A 23,005-nucleotide genomic window follows, 5' to 3' on the forward strand; every position below is an offset into this window, starting at 1 on the left:
CTTCTCCGTTGCGATAATCCACGCTATGCTGCAAGGGTTGTTTCGATTTTCAGGATAATCTATGCATCGTTCAGGTCTGACAGAGCTGGAAGTAGTGATGGCCGTCGTGCGGCGCGGCAGCTTTCGCGGCGCGGCGCAGGAGCTTGGGATGTCCGCCACGGCGGTCAGCAACGCCATCGCCGGGCTTGAAAGCCGCCTTGAAACGCGCCTCTTTCACCGCACCACCCGCAGCGTGGCACTCACCGACGCCGGACAGCGCTACGTGGCGCGTATCGGCCCGGCTCTGCAGGAGATCCGTCTCGCCGGCGAGGAGATCCACAGTGACGCCGGGGAACTTACCGGCCCGCTGCGCCTGACCGTGCCGAACCATATCGGCACCCTGTTTCTGGACCAGCTGCTGATCGACTTTATGATCCGCTACCCGAAGATGCGCGTAGAGACCGCCAGCGAAGCGCGACTGATCGACATCGTCGCGGAAGGCTATGACGCGGGGATCCGCCTGGAGGAGTCCGTGCCGCAGGCCATGATCGCCGTGCCGCTGACCGGGGAGATCCGCCAGCTGGTCACAGCCACGCCGGACTATTTTGCACGCCACGGCATTCCGCAGACGCCGGACGATCTGCTTTCACATCAGGGGATCGGCATGCGCATGGCCCACGGCGGGATCTACCGCTGGGAGCTGGCGCGTCGGGGTGAAACGTATGCCCTTGCCGTGCCGCCGCGCTTTGCGCCGTCCGATCTTTTCGCCTCGATCCGCGCCGTGAAAGCGGGATTAGGGGTGGGATTTTTGCCAGAACTGTATATCCGGGAAGAGCTTGAGCGGGGAGAACTGGTGAGCGTCTTAAACGACTGGGCGCAGCCCTTTGCCGGGCTGCGCCTGTATTACCCCGGCCATCGCCTCGTTCCGCCAGGGCTACGGGCGCTGGTGGCGATGATCCGCGAGCGCGGGATTATTCCAGGTTAGCCTTATTCAGCCCGTAAGCCGCATCCAGCGAGCCGGGTTCCATGCGGGAGGTGATCCCCAGACGGTTCCAGGCGTTGATCGCCACGATGGCGAAGTTCAGCTCTGAAATCTCAACGTCCGAGAAATGTTCCGCCACGCTGCGGTAGAGCGCATCGCTCACGCCGTGAACGCCGATTTGGGTCAGCGCTTCGGTGAACGCCAGCGCGGCTTTCTCTCGGGCGCTGAACAGCGGGGACTCGCGCCAGGCCGCCAGATGGTACAGACGCAGCTCGCGCTCACCGGCGATTTTGGCCTCTTTCGAGTGCATATCCAGGCAGAAGGTGCAGCCGTTCAGCTGCGATACGCGAATGTCGATCAGGTGCTTCAGCGCCGGGTCGATGGAGGTTTTTGCCACCTCCATGCTCAGGGCGGACAGGGCGTTGGCGAGGGCAGGTGTGGCTTTGTGGTGGTTGACGCGAGTGCTCATGGTCTTTCCTCTAATTTACACTGTATGTGTCATGCGATGAGGCAAATCTACGCCGTTCATGACATAGTAAAAAGATACAAAAAGCGTGAAACGAGGTAGGACATGAAGCCGGGCTATCACGAGATTTATTCCCGCTATCGCGACAACATCACGCGCGGCGTGCTTAAGCCGGGCGATAAGGTCCCTGCCATCCGCGTGCTGGCCGAAGAGTTGAAGGTGGCGCGCAAAACCGTCGAAACGGCGTATGCCATCCTGACGGGCGAAGGGTATCTGGTAAGCCAGGGCGCGCGCGGCACGCGGGTGAACCCGGATTTACTGTTACCGGACAAGGCTGCCCCTGCGGAACAGCCCACCGGCACGCTTCCGGCATCGCTCATCAGCCAGCGCGAACGAGCTGGGTTTCTGCGCCCCGGCATCCCTGCCCTCGACAGCTTTCCGTATAAAAAATGGCTGCTGCTGGCAGGCCAGGCGACGCGCGCCATGCGTCAGGAGGAGATGCTCAACCCACCGGTGCTGGGCTGGTATCCGCTGCGCCAGGCCATCGCCAGCTATCTGAACATCTCGCGCGGGCTCTCCTGCACCGCCGAGCAGGTGCTGATCACCAGCGGCTACAGCGGCAGCCTGCGGTTGATCCTCGACACGCTTGCCAGCCGCAGCGACAAGGTGGTGTTTGAAGATCCGGGCTATTTTATGGGCCAGCAGTTGCTCAAGCGGATCGTGCCTCGCCTGCACACCGTGCCGGTCGATCGCAGCGGTATCGACACGGAATACCTGCTCCGTCACCATCGCGACGCCCGTTTTGCCATCGTCACCCCGTCGCACCAGAGCCCGCTGGCGGTCACGCTCTCCCTGCCGCGCAAGCAGCAGTTGCTCGACTGGGCCAGCCAGAACGCGGCGTGGATTATCGAAGACGATTACGACGGGGAGTTTCACTACACCCGCAAGGTGCTGCCGTCGCTGAAAAGCCTCGACCAGCATGACCGGGTGATTTTTATGGGGACCTTCAGTAAAACCATCATGCCGTCGCTGCGCATGGGCTACGTGGTGATGCCCGCCAGCACCGTTGGGGCTTTTACCGACTGCGCAGATATTACCACCAGCGGCCAGCCGGTGCTGACGCAAAAGATCCTCACCGCGTTTCTCAACGAGGGGCATTTCTTCCGCCACCTGAAAAAGATGCGCTCCCTGTATCAGACCCGCCGCGACTGGATGATTGCCGCCCTGCGCGAGGTGTATGGCGATCTGTTTTTCACCGAGCAAAACGACGGCGGGATGCATATCGTGGCGTTTCTCACCAAAGGAAGCGGCGACCGGGACGTGGCGCGCTGCTGGCAGGAACAGCAGCTGCAGGTCAATGCGCTGTCGGAGTGGTATCGTGGTTCGGGCAAACGCTACGGGCTGGTGATGGGCTATAACAACGTGCGGTCGTATCAGGAGGCGCTGGAGTTGCTGGAAAGGCCGAAACGGCAGACGCTTGCGCTGTTGAGCTGAAAATCGCCGGGTGGCGGCTTCGCCTTACCCGGCCTACATATGGCACCCGTAGGCCCGGTAAGCGTAGCGCCACCGGGCGATGACGCGGCTCATACATCATGCCGCGACAACCCAACGTCCTTAAGCTGCTCGTCGCTCATCTGGCTCAATATGCGGCGAGTACGATTGATGCGATACCAGTTGCAGATCGTTTTGCCGATCCAGATAAACACGACGAACGGACGTTTTGAACGATTCTCGTAGAATTCCATGATGCTCTCCTCACTGTACCAGTGGGGTTATCATCGCGGAAAACGGTCTGTACAATACAGATTCAAAAACTGCTTTTGTTTACCATACAGATCCGCTAAAACGGTATCTGCATGGCGGTTTACCCATCAATCTGTACTGGTTTAACAATCTGTATGGTGAAAACAAAGGATACAGCATGACGCGCTACCAACATCTGGCCAACCTTCTGGCGGAACGTATCGAACAAGGGCTGTATCGCAGCGGCGAACGTCTGCCGTCGGTGCGCACGCTGAGCCAGGAGCACGGCGTGAGTATCAGCACCATACAGCAGGCCTATCAGATCCTTGAAAATCTCCAGCTGATCACCCCTCAGCCGCGCTCCGGCTATTTTGTCTCGCAGCGCAAAGCCCAGCCGCCGGTACCGGCCATGACGCGCCCGGTGCAGCGTCCCGTGGACGTCACCCAGTGGGATGAGGTGATGATGCTGCTGGACGCCCGCGCTGACAAAGAGATGATCTCCTTTGGCGGCGGCTCGCCGGATATTAACCAGCCGAGCCTGAAGCCCCTATGGCGCGAGATGAGCCGCATCGCGCAGCATAACCCGGGCGAGATGCTAAGCTATGACGTGCTTGACGGGCGGCTGGAGCTGCGCGAGCAGATCGCCCGCCTGATGCTGGACGGCGGCTCGACCGTGGCAGCGAACGAGATTGTCATCACCAACGGCTGCCACGGCGCGCTGTCGATCGCCCTGCTCTCGGTGTGCAAGCCGGGGGACATCGTGGCGGTGGAGTCGCCGTCGTTTCACGGCACCATGCAGATGCTGCGCGGGTTTGACATCAAGGCGATTGAAATTCCTACCGATCCCGAGACCGGGATCAGCATCGAGGCGCTCGAGCTGGCGCTGGAGCAGTGGCCTATCAAGGCGGTGATCCTGGTGCCCAACTGCAATAACCCGCTCGGGTTTATCATGCCGGAAGCGCGCAAAAAGCAGGTTTTAGCCCTCGCCCAGCGGCACGACATCGTGATTGTTGAGGATGATATTTACGGCGAGCTGGCGGCGGAGTACCCGCGCCCGCGCACTATTCATTCGATGGATATCGACGGCCGCGTGATCCTCTGCAGCTCGTTTACCAAAACCGTGGCGCCGGGCCTGCGCGTCGGCTGGATCGTGCCGGGGCGCTATTACGACCGGGTGATGCACATGAAATACGCCGCGGGCGGGTTTAACGTGCCGGGCACGCAGATGGCGGTGGCGGCGTTTATTCGCGACGGCCATTACCATCGCCACGTGCGCCGTATGCGTCAGATCTATCAGCAGAATATGGAAACCTACACCTGCTGGGTGCGGCAGTATTTTCCGGCAGAGATTTGCGTCACGCGCCCTCAGGGAAGCTTCCTGCTGTGGATTGAGCTGCCGGAGAAGGTCGACATGGTGTGCGTGAGCAAGCAGCTGTGTCGGCTAAAGATTCAGGCCGCGGCCGGGTCGCTGTTTTCCGCCTCCGGGAAGTACCGCAACTGCCTGCGGATCAACGTGGCGCTGCCGCCAACGGACAAAAATCGCGAGGCGTTGAGGAAGATGGGAGAAGCGATCGTGATTGCGATGGAGGAGTAGTGCGGTTTATCGCCCGTAGGCCCGGTAAGCGAAGCGCCACCGGGCGCTGGCTAACGCTTCAGAACTTCCACGAAACGCTGCCCACAATGCTGCGTTCTGCGCCAAAGTAGCAGTAGGAAAGCGAGTTACACGCCGCCACGTAGCGCTTGTCCGTCAGGTTGTTAACGTTCAGCTGCGCACTGATCCCCGTCAGCCCAATCTTAGACAGGTCGTAGCCCACCACCATATCCATCAGCGTGTACGACGGCAGCGTATGGGTGTTCTGACGATCGCTGGTGACGCCGTTCACATAGCGTACGCCCGAACCCACGGTCAGGCCGTCAAGCGGACCCGTTTTGACGTCGTAGCTCAACCAGGCGCTGGCCATGTTACGCGGGGCATAAACCGCGCGTTTGCCCTGCTCTTCCGGGCTACTTTTCTTATAGCGAATGTCGGTATAGGTATACGCGGCCTGCATGCGCAGGCTGTCCGTCAACTGTCCAATCGCTTCCAGCTCAACCCCTTCGGACTCAATTTCGCCGATCGAACGGTACGGATCGGTTGGCTCCTCCTTGGTTGCGATGTTCTTCTGATTGATACGGAACACCGCGGCGCTGAACTGGCTGTTCATCCCCTCAGGCTCATATTTCACCCCGGCTTCCCACTGCTTGCCCTTCATCGGCTCCAGGATATTGCCCTGCTCGTCGGCAAAGCTGGTCGGCGTAAAGGCGGTTGAGTAGCTCACGTAGGGCGCCACGCCGTTATCAAACAGATACAGCAGCGCCGCGCGACTGCTGACGTTGTGCTTATCCAGATCGCTGCGGGTATGGTTAAAGCTGTCGATATTCGACACGCTGACCCGGTCGTAACGCCCGCCTAGCGTCAGACGCCAGCGATCCAGGGACATCTGATCCTGCAGGTAATACCCCGTCTGGCGCAGCTTGTGCTTTTCCTGGCTGTACTGCGTAATGTAATCCGGCTTCGCGCCGTAGACCGGATTGAAGGCGTCGATCGGCGGAAATCCGCCGTAATAACCCGTCACGTTATTCGTGCGATCCTGGTAGTCCATCCCGATCAGCACGCGGTGGTTCACCGCCCAGGTGTCAAAGCTGCCGTCGATCTGGTTATCCAGCGTGATGGCATTCATCTTCTCGTCGGATCCCGAATAGCCGCGGTTAAGCTCGGTTTCATTCAACCAGCCTGAGGCATAAACCTGGTTCAATTCCACTTTGGTATGCGCATAGCGCAGCTTCTGACGCACCGACCAGCCGCTGTCAAACATGTGCTCAATGTTGTAGCCCACCATGTTTTCACGACGATCGTATTTGTCATAATCATCCTCGCCTTCAAAGAAGGTGTTGGAGATTTTCTTGCCGTAGTGCGGTACGACAGTCCCTTCATACGGCAGGCCCGAGTGGCTGCCGCCTTCCGGATCGCGGTGCAGATAGGCCATCAGTTCCAGACGGGTATTGTCAGTGATGCGCCAGGTCAGGCTCGGCATCAGCGCGTAACGCTCTTCCTTCAGCGGATCGAATTGGGAACCGGCGTAGCGGGTCATCCCGCTGAGGCGCACCGCCACGCGGTCGTTATCGTCAACCGCACCGGTGACGTCGAACATCGCCCCGCGCTGGTTATTGTTCCCGGCGAAAAGCTTGATCTCCCCGCCCGGATCGAACGACGGTTTACGGGACGTAAGAGCCACAATCCCACCCGGCGATGAGCGCCCGTACAGCACGGAGGCCGGGCCGCGCACCACTTCTACGCTCTCAAGGAACCAGGGATCGATCACCAGCGAGCTGTGGGAGTTGGTGTCTCCCATCATCTTCAGGCCATCGAGATAGATGTTATCCAGGCTGCCGTCGGAGAAGCCGCGCAGCACGATATAGTCGAAGCGGTTTGAGGCACCGATCTGATTACTGTAGACCCCCGGCGTGTAGCTCACCGCCTGACGCACGCTGGTTGCGCCCTGCTCCTCGAACTGCTCGCGCGTGACGATAGAGACCGACTGCGGGGTTTCGATATCAGGGGTTTCAAGCTTAGTGGCCGCAGACTGCATCTGCGACGTCACCACCACGGTATCCGTTTTTTGGGCATCCTGCGCCAGCGCAGGAAAAACGACACTTCCGGTAACCCATCCCACCAGCAGTGCCAGACGCGTTTTAGCAAACATAACTCTCTCCAGAGATAATTCTTATTGTTAATAAGAATTATTACCTTTTTGAGAGAGCAAACGGCTATGCGTGCCGCCAGGTTACCTATGCGCGATGACAAACCGCACGGGAAGCGTTAGCAGGAAAGGGAAAAGTGCATTACTGCGTTTTACGTACCTCACCGGGCGAAATACCGTAGCGGCGACGATATGCGGTAGAGAAATTTGTGGCATGCTGGTAGCCGCACATCCACGCCGCCTGCTGTACGCTATAGCCTTCCAGCAAATAGCGCCGGGCCAGCGCGAGCCGACAGTCGCGGAGATAATCAAACAGCGTGCAGCCATAGCGCTGGCGGAACTTGCTGCGCAGGCTGCTTTGGCTCATTGCCGCGAGGGCGGCCAGTTCGGCAAGGGAGTGATTCTGTTCAGGCGACTGTTCCAGCATGCACCGTACGCGTTCCAGACGCGCATGCTCCGGTCGACAGGGACGGTGTTGCTGACACTGATTCAGGCCATGGCCAAGCAGCTGATACATCAGCCCCTCTAGCAGCAGTCTGCGTGATAACGCGCATACACCCTGCTGCTGTGCATGCTGAATGCCGGAGAGCACGAATCCGGGAACGTGCCAGACAACGGCAGGCGCATTCCGGCTTTGCCACTCCAGCAGCAATGTTTCCAGCAGGCTTTCACGCCTGGCGTCATTGGGGTACACGCCAAACGAGAGCGTCTTCAGGGTACTGTCCGCATCGTGCCGCGCGCTCATAATCTGCTCTTCACTGAGGCAGGCGCTGAAGGCCATACCCGATCGCACGACATACTCGTTACCGCGGAGCGTTAGCGTGACGCACCCTTCCAGCACGACCAGCATATAGAGCGGGCTGCTGTGGCGAGAGGTCGTTTCGTAAGGCTGTAACACGCGAACGTCGGAGTGGGTCAGGGAAATGCCCGAGGAGAGCGTCATCTCTTCCACGTCCCCCTGGAGAACGGGACTGCGGGTGGCGACTGCATCTTTTAGCTGGGGAAAACGATAGTCGATGCCATAGCGCTCGCCGAATAGCTGAAAATCCTCAACAAAAAACAGGCGTTTCGCTGATGTATTTTCACTCTGGAGCATAATGCCACGCCTGCATGGGGAAAAGGACAGGTCAAACAGTACCATTCACCGGGGATGGCGGCAATCTCTGGGCTTAACGGGATTACGCACCCGTATGAGTCGAAAGATTATTACTGCCCATAAGGAAGAAACTATCCCCTTTTCATTTTCGTACCCGTTGAAAATGAGAGAAATAAAAAATTAAGAATGAGATGAATTATTACCGGATGGTTATTTCTCTTTCATAATTAAATTAACGCAACCAACGAGGAGGTATTTATGACGATTCGCAATAATCGGACAGAAATTTCACTGGCTCTTGGTGAAGCGGTATTAGACATCGTCCAGAAAGGCCATGAAGTGTCGAGAGAAAATCTGGCGCAGGCGATGAAAATAAAAGCGGAAAAAGAGCGCGATGACGAACGCCTTCTGAACTACTGGAAGGCGTGTAATATGCTGGTCTAAACGAGGCGGCGTTGAGCCTCACTCAACGCCGCCCTCCGCTACTCGTCGAAGTACCAGTACCCCTGGTTAATCAGCCCGGTGAGCTCTTCAACAAACGCCGGGTTATTCAGCGCATCGCCCAACTCAGCCTGGCCGAGTTCGGTGTAGCGGCACAGCGCATCCGCCGCCTTCGCGTCTACCGTCTCCAGCTGTTCGCTGTTGATGAAGAAGCTGCCGTTGATGTTCAGCACGCGCAGGCCGCTCAGGCGAGACAGCGTTTCGCCGCCCTGCAGCGCGTCCAGCACCTCTTCCGGCGCATACGGCGGCTCGGCGGCTGCGATATCCAGCTCGTGGCGCGGCGTCGAAACAAAGCTGCCGAACCACTTCGTGAAATCATCCGGTTTGCTAATCATGTCGAACATCATCTGACGAATGCGATCGAGCTCGTACTGCTCCACGCGGCCAGGGTGCTCGCGACAGGTCAGATCCGGATCGCTGTAGTGCTCGCCGCCCAGATCGTTTTCCAGGGCGTAATCGGCGAAGCTGCTGATCAGATCGCGGCCGTTTGGCCCGCGGAAGCCAACGGAGTAGTTAAGCGCCGTCTCATGGGTAAAGCCGTCGTGCGGGAATCCAGGCGGGATGTAGAGGATATCGCCCGGGGCCAGATCTTCATCGATGATTGGCTCGAACGGATCCACATGCAGCAGCGCCGGGTGCGGGCAGAACTGACGCATCGGCAGCTTGTCGCCCACGCGCCAGCGGCGGCTGCCCATCCCCTGAATGATAAACACGTCGTACTGATCGATATGCGGACCCACGCCGCCTCCCGGCACGGAGAAGGAGATCATCAGGTCATCCAGACGCCAATCCGGCAGGACGCGGAACGGACGCACCAGCTCCGCCGCGGGCATATGCCAGTGGTTCACCGCCTGCGCCAGCAGCGACCAGCCGGTTTCGCCCAGATCGTCAAAGTGCTCAAACGGACCATTGCTGGCCTGCCATTTGCCGTTGAAATGGCTCACCAGACGGCTATCGACTTCCGGCTCCATCGCCAGGCCTGCCAGCTCGTCCGGGGTAATCGGGTCGACAAAATTCGGGAAGGCATTTTTCAGCACAACGGGTTTTTTTTGCCAGTATTTCTCAAGAAATTCCGGCCAGTTCAGGTTCAGTTGATACGCCATGGATAGCACCAGTGAGAGGGGAAACAGGCGCGATTATAGGCAAGAAGGCAGAGGGGGAACTTGTCATGGGTCAAACGAGGACGTGTAGGTCGGGTAAGGCGAAGCCGCCACCCGACACGTACACGGCGATAAAACCTTAATCCAGCTTCAGCTCGTCATAATGGGTAATCAGTTTACCCACAATGCCGTAATCCAGCGCTTCTGCCGGAGACATCCAGAAGTTGCGGTCGGTGTCTTTTTTCACTTTTTCCAGCGGCTGGCCGGTGGCGTCAGCGATCAGCTTGTTCACGCGATCCAGCATGCGGATGATCTCGCGCGCTTCGATCTCAATATCCGTCGCCTGACCGCGCACGCCGCCCAGCGGCTGGTGGATCATAAAGCGGGTATTTGGCAGCGAGTAGCGGTGCTCTTTTTTCGCCGCCAGGAAGATGGTGATCCCGGCGCTCGCCACCCAGCCGGTGCCGATGACGTGCACTTCCGGGCGGATGAATTTGATGAAGTCGTGGATGGTATCGCCCGCTTCCACGTGGCCGCCCTGGCTGTTGATGTACAGCTTGATCGGATCGTTGCTGACGCTTTGCAACAGGATCATCTGGGTGATCACTTTCTGCGCCAGCTCCTGGTTGATCTCACCGGAGATCACAATCGAACGAGACTCCAGCAGTTTTTGCTGCAGAGCGCCCGCGCCGTTTGACCCTTCCGCTTTATCCTTGTCGCTTTCTTTCAGTGTGTAGTGCATTGTTATTTCCTCAGCTTGTAGCGCTCAAAACCAGAGTGTAGCCTGTTTTACCGATCAAAGTCCTCACAGACAAATAACGAGGGAGCATATGCATATTGCCCATGTCGCACTCTGGACCCGCAGCCTCGAGGCGCAGGTTCAGTTCTGGGAAACGGTTTTTAATGGCCGCAGTAACGAACGCTACGTCAGTAAAAATCGTCCCGGTTTCGAATCTCACTTTATTACGCTGGATAACGGGCCGACCATCGAGCTGATGACGCTGCCGGATCTGCCTGACGCCCCTGCCCACCCGGAGTTTATCGGCTGGGCGCATATCGCCATCAACGTCGGCAGCAAAGCGCAGGTCGACGGCATGGCCGAGAGGGCACAGGCAAACGGCACGCTGCTCAGCGCCCCGCGCATGACCGGAGACGGCTTCTATGAAGCGGTGATCGCGGATCCGGACGGCAACCGCATTGAGCTTGTCGGTGCATAAAATCAGCGTTTCGTTGCTTAACCGCCCCGGTCACGTATCGCTATACTTCATCTTCATACGGTTATCATATTGTTAAATGATAATGATAGTTAATGTGTTAAGATGAAAGTCAGCATAAACAGTCTCTTACGTAAGCGTCGGGACTGTTTGCATCCTCGACATGTCAATCAGCACCGGGGCGGTGAATGGAACACATTGTGTATGTGGTAGATGACGATGACGCAGTCAGACAGTCCGTAATCGGGCTGCTGGACTCGGCAGACCTGAACGCCGTCGGCTTTTCATCGGCAGAAGCGTTTCTTCAACACCGCTTTGAAGAGCTACCGTCGTGCGTGGTCCTCGATATGCAAATGCCCACCATCTCGGGCTTTGAGGTGGCTGACGCCCTAAAGGACAGCGGGCGCGAGATCCCGATTATTTTTCTTACCGGCCACGGCACTATCCCGATGTCGGTGCGCGCCATTAAAGGCGGCGCGTACGAATTTCTCACCAAGCCCGTCGAATCCAACGCGCTTATCGACGCCATCGAGTCCGCGCTTCAGCTGGCGGAACACAACGCCGAGCGCAATAAAGAGCACTACGCCCTGAAGCAGCGCCATCTGTCCCTCACCCCGCGTGAACATGAGGTGCTGACGCTGGCGATAAGCGGCATGCTGAACAAGCAGATTGCCGCCGAGCTTGGCGTCAGCGAGATCACGGTTAAGGTGCACCGTCGCCGCGTGATGGAGAAAATGCAGGTGCGCTCCGTGGCGGAGCTGGTCAGGGCCGTTGAGCGCCTGACCTAAAGCCTGCCTGCGGAGTAAACTTTACCCTTCCTGTGCCGCCAGCGGCAGCGCAAACGCAAACACCGTGCCGAACGGCTCCCGGCGGCGCGCGCTCAGCTTCCCGCAGTGGCGCTCGATGATGCTGGCGCTGATGGTCAGCCCCATCCCCATCCCCTGCGCTTTGGTGGAGTAGAACGAGTCAAAAATCTGCTCCAGCCGCTCGGGCTCAATGCCGCTCCCGGTATCGGCGATCTCGACGATCACTTTCCCGTCCGCGTTGGCGGTGCTGAGGGTAATGGTGCTGGCGCGATCCTTGACCTCGGCCATCGCCTCTACCGCATTCATCACCAGATTCAACAGCACCTGCTGGATCTGCACGCTATCGCCGGTGATGAAGCTGTCCTGCGCTCTTAACAGATAATCAACGCTAATGTGTCGCTGCTCCAGCTCGCTGCGCGAAAGCGTGATGATATGGTGGATCAGGTAGTGCATATCGATGCGCGAGAAGGTGGGATCCTGCTTACGCGTCAGGGACTGAATGCTGCGGATGATCTCCCCCGCCCGCGCGCCTTCCGCGGCGATCTCCTCCAGCCCTTCGCGGACTTTATCCAGCCGGGCGGGCTCGCGGTTGAGCCAGCGCAGGCTCGCCCCGGCGTTCGAGACGATCGACATCAGCGGCTGGTTGATCTCGTGGGCGATGGAGGAGGTCAGCTGCCCGACGGTGGTGGCCCGGGACACCCGCGCCAGATCCGCCTGCGCGACCCGCATGGCATCCTCCGCGGCGCGCTGGCTGGTGATATCGGTGATGATGCCGTAATACTCGTTCACTTCGCTGCCCACGCCCACCGGATCGCCAATCCCGAGGATGTAGCGGGTTGAGCCGTCGGTACGCTTAACGCGAAACTCCGCGCGCATGGAGAGCCCGTCGCGCACGCTCCGGGTAACGATGGCGCTGATGCGGGCGTAATCGTCCTCATGAACGAAAGTCAAAAACTCCGCCATGGAGATCATCTTTTGCTGCTCGGGCAGGCCAAGAATGCGGGCGTACTCTTCCGAGACAAACATCAGATCCTGCTCCAGCTCCCAGCGCCAGCTGCCGGTGTGGCTGATCTGCTCGCCGAGCATCAGCGAGGTCTGGCTGGATCGCAGCTCTTTCTCCACCCGTCGGCGCTGGATGTTCTCCGCCAGCAGCTCGGCGTACAGCCGCGCCGTCTCCAGGGATACCGCGGCCTGCGCGCCCAGCAGGCTCACCACGCGCGAATGCTCTGCGGTGAAGACCTCCGGCATCAGGCGATTTTCCAGGTACAGCACCCCCACCAGCCGCGCCTGTTTGAACATCGGGACGCACATCACCGCCGCTCCGGATGTCACCAGATAGGGATCCTGACTGAAAGGATGAAACTCCTCCGGCCTGCCGGTGCGGATCTCCTGCCCGGTGCGGATCACCGCCGCCAGCACCGACAGCGGCAGGTCGGTCGCCGTCGGCACATCTTTCAGGATCCGCACCCGCACGCCCTCGGTGCTGGTCCAGGCGCTGGCCTCGATCTCCGGGATGAGGCTCTCGCTCACGCGCAGCAGCAGGCCGCGCTGCGCCCCGGCGCGTTCGAGCAGGATGGTCATCAGGTTTTCGATTAAGCGCTCAAGGTTAATCTCCTCCGACAGCGCGCGGGAGGCTTTGATGACGCTTTGCAGATCGCGGATGGTCTCGTTCTGGGCGAAGGCCACCGTGTCGTAGGCGCTGGCCTGCCCGGAGGCCAGCAGGTGCGGGAAATCCTGCTCCAGCTGGCGTACCTTGGCCTGCACGCCCGCGCGTCCCCAGGCGGCAATCGCGCCGCGGAAGTGCGCGTCCGAGGCGGTCGGGTAGCCGCAGGCCAGCGTAAAGCGCCCCGCCAGCTCGTGGGCCAGGGCGTTAATCGGGTTAAACCCGCCCTCGCGGGAGAGCCGGACCGCCTTCTCATACTGCTCGAGCGCAATGCTGTTCATCCCGTCCAGACGCACGATTTCGGCGTAGATCAGCGCCTCTTTATCCGCGAACGTGCCGGGATTAATGCGCGCCCAGAGGGCAATTTTGTCGTAGTGGGCGTGAATGCTGCGGCGGTGATTCGCCGAGAAGGTCTCCGGCGTCAGCTGACGGGAGAGCGCCAGAGCGCTGTAAAGATGGTAGTCCAGCAGATGGATGTGCCCCGGCGCAGACCACGCGTACCAGCCCGCCATCTCGAGATCCGCCTGCGCGTCGGCATACTCCCCGCAGGTAAAGTGCGCCATGCCGCGGTAGAGCCAGTACCAGAACAGCATGGTGGCGTTCTTCTCCGGCGCCTGCTCCGGCGACGCGGGAAGCAGCGCCTCGGGCAATACCTGCGACGCGGTCCAGGTGCCGATGACCGGCGTGCGCAGGAACTCAACGTAGCCGCGCTGAACCATCAAAATGGTTTCCACGTCCTGGAAGTGGGTTTTACGCACGAACGCCAGGCCGCGATCGATGCTGGTCAGCACCCCGTCCAGGTGGTCGCCCCGCGAGAGGAAGTTAATCACCTGGTGGCAGGCCGCAAAGCAGGCCATCGTCATATCCCCGTGGGTCACCGCCGAGGTGAAGCAGGCCTTCGCGCACTCGATGGTAAACGATAAAGGCTGGGTCCAGACGCTGAGCTGGTCGAGCGGCAGCAGGGTTTTGGCTTCGAAGGCATCGTAGCCGTGGCGATTGACCAGCTCGCGGGCCAGGGTGCCGTACTGGAACCCGAGGCGGTACTCGGCGTAGCGGTGGCCCATCAGCACGCCAAACCAGGCCATCGCCGTGGTGGACGCGCCGGTAATGCCGTGGTCGAGGGTCAGGTGCATCATGCGGCAGAGCAGTAAGAAATGCAGGCGCGGGCAGATGAAGCTGGCGCAAATGCTGGCGCTGTAGAGCAGGTTCATCACCGCTTCGGTTTCCGGGTTATCCATCCGCGACAGCTGGGCAAACAGGTTTTGCGGCGCGTCGGCCGTGCGGTTGCAAAACAGCGCCCAGGCCTCGTCGCAGTCGGCATCTTCCGGATAACGGCTAATCTGGATCCCGAAAATCCCCAGCCAGCAGAGCGCCGCCTCCAGCGCCAGACGGCTGTCCGACTGGCGAATGTACACCTCCACCAGCAGGTTGGCCGCCAGCGCCTTTTCGGTCAGCCCGCCGGGGCAGCCGAGAATGGCGTCACACAGCTCGCGGGTGCGCTCCAGATGCCCCAGCGCAAACTCGCAGCCCGCCTCTTCGATATCGAGCATAAAGTCTGACACCGTCCCGGCGTTGCCCAGCGCTCTGGCGGTCTGGATATAGCCGAGCGCCGAAAGGTAATCTCCCGAACGCTTCGCGCGTCGCGCGGCCAGCAGGCTCAGCTCGCGGAACATCTGGCGCTGCGGCGCGGGCTGGATGCTGTCCAGCGCGGCCGTGACGTGGTGAACGGCGCGGAACAGCAGCTCGTTCCCCGCCGCCTGACGCGCGGCGTCGGCCAGCAGGCTGGCGGTGGTCAGGTGAATATGGCTTTTCTCATGCCGATCCAGCAGCGCAAAGGCCGCCTCCTGCACCCGGTCGTGGGTGAAGGCATACTTTTTTTCCGTCAGCACGATGAGCTGGGCCATCACCGCCGGGTGTAGCGCATAGCGCATTTCCGCCATCGACAGGCCAACCACGCGGCAGATCATCTCCATCTCGCCCGTGCCGCCGAGGCAGGCGATGCTGCCCAGCAGGCGGCGCGTCTCGTCGGGCAGCTCTTCGAGCTGCTCCAGCACCAGAGTGACGACGTTTTCGGTGTAATGCCTGGCGCGGATCGCCTGCAGATCGTAGTGCCACTTGTCCTGATATTTGTTGTGCACCACCAGGCCGTCATCGACGATGCGGCGGAAAAACTCATGCACAAAGAGCGGGTTGCCGCCCGTCTTCTCGTGGATCAGCGTGGCGAGGTCGGTCGTCGCCGCGCTGCGGGTGCGAAATACCGTCGCCAGCCAGCGCGCTACCGCTTTCACGGAAAGCGCCTGCGGGACAATCTCGCTCGCGTTTTGCGCCGCCTCCGGCAGGCCTGCCAGCAGCGCCTGCAGGGCGGCGTCGGACACGGAACTGATATCCCGGTGGGCCGCAACCACCAGCAGCGGAACAGCGCCGCAGTTCATCAGCAGATATTTGAGCGTGTGCAGGCTGGCGGCGTCGCTCCACTGGAGATCGTCGAGCACCAGCACCAGCGGGCAGCCCTGCGAGGCAAAGGTTTTTACCAGCGCCAGCACCATATGGCTGAAGCGCGCCCGGGCATCAATGGAAAACGTATCCGCCGAGAAGCGCGGCTTGCTCTCAAGCAGCAGGCCCAGCTCGGGCACCAGGCTGACGGCCAGCGCCTCGTGCCCCTCCAGGGCGCGGGAGAGGCGGATTTTCCACTTCGCCACGTCCTCTGCGGGCAGCCCCAGCAGGTGCAGCGTCAGGGTGCGGAACGCGGAGCTTAATACGCCATAGGGCAGCGACGGTGAAAACTGATCGACTTTGCCTACCGCCAGCAGCACCGTACGCTGCTGCAGCGTTTTGAGCGCCGTCGCGATAATTGAGGATTTGCCGATCCCCGACGGTCCGCCGATCGTCACCAGCTCCGGCACCAGGTTCTGCCCCACCCGCTCAAACGCGGCAATGACGTCGTTCGCCTGCGGATGCGTCGCGAACAAGGAGTCCGCCAGCTGGATCGCCGGGGTGCGATCCTGCTGGCCGGGGGTAAAGGCGACGATCTCGCCCTCGCAGGTCAGCGTTGCCTGGCAGCGGCGGAGGTCGGCAATCAGCCCGTCGACCGTCTGGTAGCGGTTATCGGGGTGCTTTTCCAGCAGCTTCAGGATGATGGTCGACAGCATTTCCGGCACGTCCGGGCGGATCGCGTCCGGGGCCAGCGGCGCCGAGGCAATATGGTAGTGCGCCCAGTTGGCCCGATCGTCCTCCCCCAGCTCAAACGGCAGGCGTCCGGTCAGGAGTTCATACAGCACCATGCCGAGACTGTAAAGATCGCTGCGGCCGTCGACGGGGCGCTGGGTGCGGGTGGTGTGCTCCGGCGACATATACGCGGGCGTACCGCCTGAAACGGCAAGCCGGGTCTGGGTGATGGCATCGGAGAGGCTGCTGGAAAGACCAAAGCTGCCCAGACGGCAGGTGGCATCGTGCTGAACAAAAATCGTGCCGGGCTTGATATCCCCGTGGATCAGGTTTTGCAAATGCATCTGGCGCAGGGGAACGCAGATCTGGATCGCCATCTCGATAAAGCGCGCGATGCCCGAGATCGCCCTGCCCGCGCGCCGCGCCAGCAGCTCAAGCGCAAACGGGGCGTACACCAGCGCGAAGCGCCCGCGGTACTGGGTGGAGGCAACGGCGCGGATGGCCCAACTGTCCTGCAGCATATCGCGCAGCGCAAACTCGTTTTTGAGCAGCCGGGTGGCCCGCTCTTCCTCTTCGTCGCTGACCGCGGTGGCGATAATGAACGAGCCGCCGGAATGGGGATGTCGCGCGTGCATCCAGGCGATACCGCCCTCCTGCGCCAGCACGGTAAAAATCACATCCTCTTTAAGGACAAAAACCCGCCCCTGGTGAAGATTCCCCTGGGCGGGCCAGAATGCAGGCTGCTCGTGTTCGTTCATCCGCGATCCTTATTGTCGGCGGGCCAGCTCCCGCTGAAGATGATCCAGCAGAATATCGATGTTAATGGGCTTACGCAAAAATGCAGCGGCGCCCAGATTAAGAGCGTACCGCTGCATATTTTCATCAGCATGACCGGAGATAAAGATCACGGGCGGAGGCGGTACGGCCAGCAGCCGCAGCTTGTCAAACAGCTCCAGGCCGCTCATGCCCCGCAGCTTGATATCGGCGATCACCAGCGCCGCGCCGGACAGGGCGAGAGGATGGCTGAGAAACACCTCTGCCGAATCAAACGTATCGGTCGAATACCCTTCCGACTCCAGGAGATTACTCAGCCCGCTGCGGACGGAACGTTCGTCATCAATGATGGCAATGCGCCACGGCAGCGTCATGCTGTCTTTCCTCTGGTCAATCATTAAACGTCGCGATCGTCCTTCGCGGGCGCAGGGGGCGCCGTGCCGCTGATTTTCGGCACGCATTCGTGACGAAACCAGGCGAGGGTAAGCGGTTCGCGACTCAGTAAACGCCGTCCCACCGGAATGAGCTGTTCGCCCACCAGCATGCCAAACAGGCCAAGCAGGGCGACAACCGGCGGCGCCGGGGAATGGACGTCGAGCAGAGCGTAAATTACCCCAGCAACCACGCCGCACACCAGCGAAATTATCCACGCTTTCATGAGGACGCTCCCGTCTGCGATGTCGCCTGTGGAACGGTCACCTGAGGCGGCGGCGCGCCGTCGCGGGATAACAGATGGCGCGTCGCCTGTTCACCCGCCAGCATCCCCAGCAGGCCAATCAGCGCCAGCGCGGGCGGTGCGGGAGAGCGCACCTTCAGTACGGCATACATCAGGCCAATCAACACGCCTGCGGCAAGGGATATCAGCCCAGTACTCATTGTGAACTCCAGAGAAAGAGGCAGCGGCGAGCCGGATGAGGGACCAGCCCGCCAGCGGAACTTAGCGAGCCGGAACCGGCGCTAAGGTGCGGTGCTCGCTCTTCTGGCGAGACGGCGCTTTGTGCACCATGGTGTAGGCGTAATCCACGCCCATGCCGTACGCGCCGGAGTGCTCGCGCACGATATCCATTACCGCGGTGTAGGTCTCTTTACGCGCCCAGTCGCGCTGCCACTCCAGCATCACCTGCTGCCAGGTCACCGGGATCACGCCCGCCTGGATCATGCGCTGCATCGCGTAGTCGTGGGCTTCTTTGGAGGTGCCGCCGGACGCGTCCGCCACCATATAAATTTCGTAGTCGCCTTCCAGCATCGCGCACAGGGCGAAGCTGTTGTTGCACACTTCGGTCCACAGGCCGGCAACCACCACCTTCTTCTTGCCGTTGGCCTTCAGCGCGTCGCGCACCTTCTGGTCGTCCCAGGAGTTCATGGAGGTACGCTCCAGAATGTCCTGGCCCGGGAACACGTCCAGCAGCTCCGGGTAGGTGTTACCGGAGAAGCTTTCGGTCTCTACGGTGGTGATGATGGTCGGGATGTTGAACACTTTGGCCGCTTTCGCCAGCGCCACGGTGTTGTTTTTCAGCACCTGGCGGTCAATAGACTGCACGCCAAACGCCATCTGTGGCTGGTGATCGATAAAGATGATCTGACAGTTCGCAGGGGTTAACACTTCGAGCTTTGAAGAGGTCATAGCATTTTCCAGTGGTTAAGGGTGAAATCGCCGCGAGCGCCGCGACGATAAAATCACCCTCATCCTGCGGTTTTCCGTCTTTGCGCGTAATTATCTCTTCGTATAGTTAACCTTAGGTATAGTTATACTTTGGTATACCTATCCTATTGTATAACTGGATCTTTGCCGAAACCGGTTCCCATAATCCTGACCATTCCCCTCTCAGTCAGGAGCAGTTATGGTTACCCTCGGTAAAGCCGATCTCATTCTGGTTAACGGCCAGTTTCACACCGTCGATCGCGAAAACCCCGTCGCGGAAGCCGTTGCCGCGCGCGACGGAAAATTTCTGGAAGTGGGTACCGTCGCCGAGGTGATGCAACACCACTGCGACGGCACTAAGGTGGTTGACTTAAAAGGCCACACCGCCATCCCCGGCCTGAACGACTCGCACCTGCACCTGATCCGCGGCGGGCTGAACTACAACCTCGAGCTGCGCTGGGAAGGCGTACCGTCCCTGGCCGACGCCCTGCGGATGCTGAAAGAGCAGGCCCTGCGCACACCGTCGCCCCAGTGGGTGCGCGTGGTGGGCGGCTGGACCGAGTTCCAGTTTGCCGAGCGCCGCATGCCGACCCTCGACGAAATTAACGACGCCGCGCCGGACACCCCGGTCTTCATCCTGCACCTGTACGACCGCGCCCTGCTCAACCGCGCCGCGCTGAAGGTAGTCGGCTACACCAAAGACACGCCAAACCCGCCGGGCGGGGAGATCCAGCGCGATGCCAACGGCAACCCGACCGGGATGCTGATTGCCCGTCCGAACGCCATGATCCTCTACGCCACGCTGGCCAAAGGGCCGAAGCTGCCGCTGGAGCAGCAGGTCAACTCCACCCGCCAGTTCATGCGCGAGCTGAACCGCCTGGGGCTGACCAGCGCCATCGACGCGGGCGGCGGCTTCCAGAACTACCCGGAAGATTACGAGGTGATTGCCGAGCTGCACGAGAAAAAGCAGATGACCATCCGCATCGCCTACAACCTGTTTACCCAGCGTCCCGGCCACGAGCTGGAAGACTTTGAAAAATGGACCGACATGCTCACGCCGGGCCAGGGCAGCGACTTCTTCCGCCACAACGGCGCGGGCGAGATGCTGGTCTTCTCCGCCGCCGATTTTGAAGACTTCCTCGAGCCGCGCCCGGACCTCGCGCCGGGCATGGAGGACGAGCTGGAGCGCGTGGTGCGCCATCTGGTGGAGCACCGCTGGCCGTTCCGCCTGCACGCCACCTATAACGAATCCATCAGCCGCATGCTGGACGTGTTCGAGAAGGTGAACCGCGACATTCCGTTCAACGGCCTGCACTGGTTCTTCGACCATGCTGAAACCGTCACCCAGGCCAACATCGACCGCATCAAAGAACTGGGCGGCGGCATTGCCGTGCAGCACCGCATGGCCTTCCAGGGCGAATACTTCGCCGAGCGTTACGGCATCGAAGCCACCCGCCACACGCCGCCGGTGGCGAAAATGCTCGAGACCGGCGTGCCGGTAGGCTTAGGGACGGACGCCACCCGCGTGGCGAGCTACAACCCGTGGACCGCGCTCTACTGGCTGGTCTCCGGCCGCACCGTCGGCGGGATGCAGATGTACGACCACAGCGCCCGTCTGGACCGCGATACCGCCCTGATGCTCTGGACCCAGGGCAGCGCGTGGTTCTCCAGCGAGCAGAATCAGAAGGGGCAGATCAAGGTCGGCCAGCTCGCCGATCTGGCGGTGCTGAGCAAAGACTTCTTCCGCGTGCCGGAAGAGGAGATCAAGGGCATCGAGTCCGTCCTGACGGTGGTAAACGGCGACATCGTCTACGCCGCAGGCAGCTTTGGCCCGCTTTCCCCGCCTGCCATTCCGGTCCTGCCCGAGTGGTCCCCGGTGGTGAAGGTGCCGGGCCACTACCGCAGCGCGCCGCCGCAGGCCGCCCGCGTCGGCTTGAGCCCTATCCACCACTGCAGCGGCCCGTGCGGCGTTCACAGCCACCAGCATGATTTCGCTCGCACCTCAGAGATGCCGGTGTCCGACGATAACGCTTTCTGGGGGGCGCTGGGCTGCAGCTGCTTTGCATTCTGATGAAAAATACGATTGCCCCGCCCCGGGTCGACCTGGGGCTGTTCTTCCTGCGCCTGACCGGCAGCCTGCTGCTGCTGTACGTGCACGGCCTGCCGAAGGTGCTGCACTTCAGCGAAGAGCTGACGCGCATTGAGGATCCGTTCGGCTTCGGGCCCTGGGCGAGCCTGATCCCGGCGATTGTCGCCGAGGTGATTTGCCCGCTGTTTATCATTGCGGGGGTTTACACCCGCCTGGCGTGCCTGCCGATTATCGCCGTGCTGCTGGTGGCGATGCTGGCGGTCCACCCGAACTGGTCGATTGCCGAAGGGCAGTTTGGCTGGCTGCTGCTGATTATCTTCACCACCCTTGCCCTCACCGGGCCGGGCCAGTGGCGGCTGCAGCGTAAGGCAACGGAGAGGTTTGCATGACCCAGGTTAACGACGTTCGCGACGCACACGTCGAGACGACGCCCGCACCGACGGTTTCGCCCTGGCAGCCGCTGAGCCAGCCGGTGTTCCGCATGCTGTGGATCGCCACGGTGGTCTCTAACGTCGGCTCATGGATGAGCGACGTCGGCATCAACTGGAGCATGCTGACCCTGAGCGCCGATCCGCTGGATATCGCGCTGGTGCAGGCGGCCAGCAGCCTGCCGATGTTCCTCTTCGCCCTGCCGTCCGGGGTGATGGCGGACATCATCGACCGACGTAAATACCTGCTCTTCTCCCAGCTGTGGGTGTTCATCGCCGCCGCCGGGCTGACGGTGCTCTCCTTCACCGGACACGTTACCCCCGCCGTTCTGCTGGTGGCGACGTTTCTGCTGAGCGTGGGCGCGGCGATGAGTTCGCCGCCGTTCCAGGCCGTGGTGCCCGATCTGGTGAGCAAGCCCGAGCTAGGCGCCGCCGTGGCGCTGAACTCGCTCGGGGTGAACATCAGCCGGGCGATTGGCCCCGCACTGGGCGGTTTTCTGCTGTCGCTCGCCGGGCCGTGGATGGTGTTTGCCCTGAACGCGCTCTCCGTGGTTGGCGTGGCGTGGGTGCTGTGGCGCTGGCGTCCGGCTCCGTCCATTCAGCGTCTGCCGCCGGAGCACTTCTTCTCGGCGGTGCGCTCCGGGATTCGCTACGTGCACGCCGCGCCGGTGCTGCGCAACGTGCTGGTGCGCACCGTGGCCTTCTTCGTTTTCGGCACGCGCCGGTGCTGCGCAACGTGCTGGTGCGCACGGTGGCCTTCGCGCTGGTGGCGCGCCGCGAGCTGGGCTTAGGCCCGGCGGGCTACGGCGTGATGCTGGCCTGCATTGGCCTGGGGGCGATTGCCGGGGCCATCCTGCTGCCGCGTCTGCGCCAGCGGCTGAACGCCGACCGCCTGATGGTGGCCGCCAGCCTGACGTTTGCTCTCACCATGCTGGCGCTGGCGTTCGTACGCCACTTCTGGCTGCTCAACCTGTTTGAGTTTTTCACCGGCTTCGCGTGGATTGCGGTGCTGTCGACCCTCAACCTCGGCGCGCAGCGCAGCGCCGCCCGTTGGGTGAAGGCCCGCGCGCTGGCGGTTTACCTGACGGTGTTCTTCGGCTCGATGACCACGGGCAGCGCCATCTGGGGGCAGATCGCGTCGCAGTTCGGCACCCCGACCTCGCTGGTGGTCGCCACGCTGGGGATGGTGCTGGCGAGCGCGACGGTGTTCCGCTGGAAGCTGGGCAAAGATCCTGACCTGAACCTCGACCTGAGCGGCCAGCCGCTGGACGGCGTGGAGATTGACCTGCCGAACGAGCGCGGTCCGGTACTGGTGTCGCACGAGTACATCATCGACCCGCAGAACACCAAGGCCTTCCTCGAGGCGGTCCACGAGCTGCGCCGTGTGCGCCGCCGCGCCGGGGCGATGAGCTGGGCGGTATACGAAGATATCGAGCGTCCCGGCCTGTTTATCGAGACCTTCCTGATGGGCTCCTGGATTGAGCATCTGCGCCAGCAGGAGCGCCACACCATGAATGACCTCCTGCTGCAGAGCCGCGTTCTGGCTTTTCATCAGGGCACAACATCACCGGCAATTCGCTACCTGGTCGCGCCGGTATAACCATAATCATCACCTGC

The 23,005-nt window shown here is 61.1% G+C and carries 21 protein-coding genes; 10 read left to right on the top strand and 11 right to left on the bottom strand.

The features are described from left to right. The first annotated feature begins 61 nt into the window (after positions 1-61). A complete protein-coding gene (locus tag ENTMO_RS0103315) occupies positions 62-964 on the top strand; it encodes a LysR family transcriptional regulator (RefSeq protein ID WP_010427242.1) in 903 nt (300 codons plus the stop codon). On the opposite strand, the gene ENTMO_RS0103320 is transcribed toward ENTMO_RS0103315, so the two are convergent. After that, positions 951-1,430, bottom strand: a complete 480-nt coding sequence (locus ENTMO_RS0103320; protein WP_010427243.1) for a carboxymuconolactone decarboxylase family protein — start codon at positions 1,428-1,430, stop codon at positions 951-953. The genes ENTMO_RS0103315 and ENTMO_RS0103320 overlap by 14 nt on opposite strands. Before the next feature lie 102 nt (positions 1,431-1,532). Between ENTMO_RS0103320 and pdxR the strand changes: the two genes are divergently transcribed. Next, on the top strand, positions 1,533-2,921 hold the full coding sequence (gene pdxR, locus ENTMO_RS0103325; RefSeq protein ID WP_010427245.1) for a MocR-like pyridoxine biosynthesis transcription factor PdxR: 1,389 nt from the start codon (positions 1,533-1,535) through the stop codon (positions 2,919-2,921). A gap of 89 nt (positions 2,922-3,010) precedes the next feature. On the opposite strand, the gene ENTMO_RS24560 is transcribed toward pdxR, so the two are convergent. Then, the gene (locus tag ENTMO_RS24560) at positions 3,011-3,172 is read right to left on the bottom strand and encodes a DUF1127 domain-containing protein (RefSeq protein ID WP_010427246.1); all 162 of its coding nucleotides are present in this window, start codon (positions 3,170-3,172) and stop codon (positions 3,011-3,013) included. Positions 3,173-3,348: 176 nt separating this feature from the next. On the opposite strand from ENTMO_RS24560, the gene ENTMO_RS0103335 reads away from it, so the two are divergent. Beyond that, complete coding sequence (locus ENTMO_RS0103335; protein WP_010427248.1) at positions 3,349-4,764, top strand: aminotransferase-like domain-containing protein; 1,416 nt, start codon at positions 3,349-3,351, stop codon at positions 4,762-4,764. 58 nt (positions 4,765-4,822) lie between these two features. Here ENTMO_RS0103335 and foxA read toward each other — a convergent pair whose 3' ends face one another. Beyond that, a complete protein-coding gene (gene foxA / locus ENTMO_RS0103340; protein WP_010427249.1) occupies positions 4,823-6,913 on the bottom strand; it encodes a ferrioxamine B receptor FoxA in 2,091 nt (696 codons plus the stop codon). Positions 6,914-7,052: 139 nt separating this feature from the next. Beyond that, the gene (locus ENTMO_RS0103345) at positions 7,053-8,006 is read right to left on the bottom strand and encodes a helix-turn-helix transcriptional regulator (protein ID WP_010427250.1); all 954 of its coding nucleotides are present in this window, start codon (positions 8,004-8,006) and stop codon (positions 7,053-7,055) included. 258 nt (positions 8,007-8,264) lie between these two features. Here ENTMO_RS0103345 and ENTMO_RS0103350 point away from each other — a divergent pair, with 258 nt between their 5' ends. After that, on the top strand, positions 8,265-8,450 hold the full coding sequence (locus ENTMO_RS0103350) for a hypothetical protein (protein ID WP_010427252.1): 186 nt from the start codon (positions 8,265-8,267) through the stop codon (positions 8,448-8,450). Positions 8,451-8,488: 38 nt separating this feature from the next. On the opposite strand, the gene ENTMO_RS0103355 is transcribed toward ENTMO_RS0103350, so the two are convergent. Together ENTMO_RS0103355 and ENTMO_RS0103360 are read right to left on the bottom strand one after the other, a co-directional pair. Next, positions 8,489-9,610, bottom strand: coding sequence for a ribosomal protein uL16 3-hydroxylase (locus tag ENTMO_RS0103355; RefSeq protein WP_010427254.1), 1,122 nt, complete (start codon positions 9,608-9,610; stop codon positions 8,489-8,491). Positions 9,611-9,746: 136 nt separating this feature from the next. Beyond that, complete coding sequence (locus ENTMO_RS0103360; protein ID WP_008501342.1) at positions 9,747-10,349, bottom strand: ATP-dependent Clp protease proteolytic subunit; 603 nt, start codon at positions 10,347-10,349, stop codon at positions 9,747-9,749. Positions 10,350-10,437: 88 nt separating this feature from the next. Here ENTMO_RS0103360 and ENTMO_RS0103365 point away from each other — a divergent pair, with 88 nt between their 5' ends. Next, on the top strand, positions 10,438-10,824 hold the full coding sequence (locus ENTMO_RS0103365; protein WP_010427256.1) for a VOC family protein: 387 nt from the start codon (positions 10,438-10,440) through the stop codon (positions 10,822-10,824). A gap of 185 nt (positions 10,825-11,009) precedes the next feature. Then, entirely contained in the window at positions 11,010-11,609 is a 600-nt protein-coding gene (locus ENTMO_RS0103370) for a response regulator transcription factor (protein ID WP_010427257.1), read from the top strand. Positions 11,610-11,630: 21 nt separating this feature from the next. On the opposite strand, the gene ENTMO_RS0103375 is transcribed toward ENTMO_RS0103370, so the two are convergent. The 5 genes from ENTMO_RS0103375 to ENTMO_RS0103395 form a co-directional block, all read right to left on the bottom strand. After that, complete coding sequence (locus ENTMO_RS0103375) at positions 11,631-17,213, bottom strand: trifunctional serine/threonine-protein kinase/ATP-binding protein/sensor histidine kinase (RefSeq protein WP_010427259.1); 5,583 nt, start codon at positions 17,211-17,213, stop codon at positions 11,631-11,633. A gap of 9 nt (positions 17,214-17,222) precedes the next feature. After that, positions 17,223-17,603, bottom strand: a complete 381-nt coding sequence (locus ENTMO_RS0103380; RefSeq protein WP_010427261.1) for a response regulator transcription factor — start codon at positions 17,601-17,603, stop codon at positions 17,223-17,225. Between the two features lie 23 nt (positions 17,604-17,626). Further along, the gene (locus ENTMO_RS0103385) at positions 17,627-17,887 is read right to left on the bottom strand and encodes a XapX domain-containing protein (protein WP_010427264.1); all 261 of its coding nucleotides are present in this window, start codon (positions 17,885-17,887) and stop codon (positions 17,627-17,629) included. After that, positions 17,884-18,105 carry a DUF1427 family protein gene (locus ENTMO_RS0103390; protein ID WP_010427266.1) on the bottom strand — a complete coding sequence of 74 codons (222 nt, stop codon included), beginning with the start codon at positions 18,103-18,105 and terminating at the stop codon, positions 17,884-17,886. Before ENTMO_RS0103390 ends, ENTMO_RS0103385 begins: the two co-directional genes overlap by 4 nt. Positions 18,106-18,166: 61 nt before the next feature. After that, entirely contained in the window at positions 18,167-18,853 is a 687-nt protein-coding gene (locus tag ENTMO_RS0103395) for a hydrolase (RefSeq protein ID WP_008501349.1), read from the bottom strand. Between the two features lie 217 nt (positions 18,854-19,070). Between ENTMO_RS0103395 and ENTMO_RS0103400 the strand changes: the two genes are divergently transcribed. The 4 genes from ENTMO_RS0103400 to ENTMO_RS26810 are packed head-to-tail and all read left to right on the top strand — an operon-like array spanning position 19,071 to position 22,988. Then, a complete protein-coding gene (locus tag ENTMO_RS0103400) occupies positions 19,071-20,942 on the top strand; it encodes an amidohydrolase (protein ID WP_010427269.1) in 1,872 nt (623 codons plus the stop codon). Continuing rightward, positions 20,942-21,349 (top strand): DoxX family protein, encoded by a 408-nt coding sequence (locus ENTMO_RS0103405; protein WP_010427271.1) that lies wholly within the window; start codon positions 20,942-20,944, stop codon positions 21,347-21,349. The genes ENTMO_RS0103400 and ENTMO_RS0103405 overlap by 1 nt, the downstream gene beginning before the upstream one ends. Then, on the top strand, positions 21,346-22,179 hold the full coding sequence (locus ENTMO_RS26805; protein WP_272941833.1) for an MFS transporter: 834 nt from the start codon (positions 21,346-21,348) through the stop codon (positions 22,177-22,179). Before ENTMO_RS0103405 ends, ENTMO_RS26805 begins: the two co-directional genes overlap by 4 nt. After that, positions 22,125-22,988 (top strand): MFS transporter, encoded by an 864-nt coding sequence (locus ENTMO_RS26810; protein WP_272941834.1) that lies wholly within the window; start codon positions 22,125-22,127, stop codon positions 22,986-22,988. Before ENTMO_RS26805 ends, ENTMO_RS26810 begins: the two co-directional genes overlap by 55 nt. Positions 22,989-23,005: the final 17 nt, after the last annotated feature.

The organism is Enterobacter mori LMG 25706 (genome assembly GCF_000211415.1).
GTDB lineage: Bacteria > Pseudomonadota > Gammaproteobacteria > Enterobacterales > Enterobacteriaceae > Enterobacter > Enterobacter mori.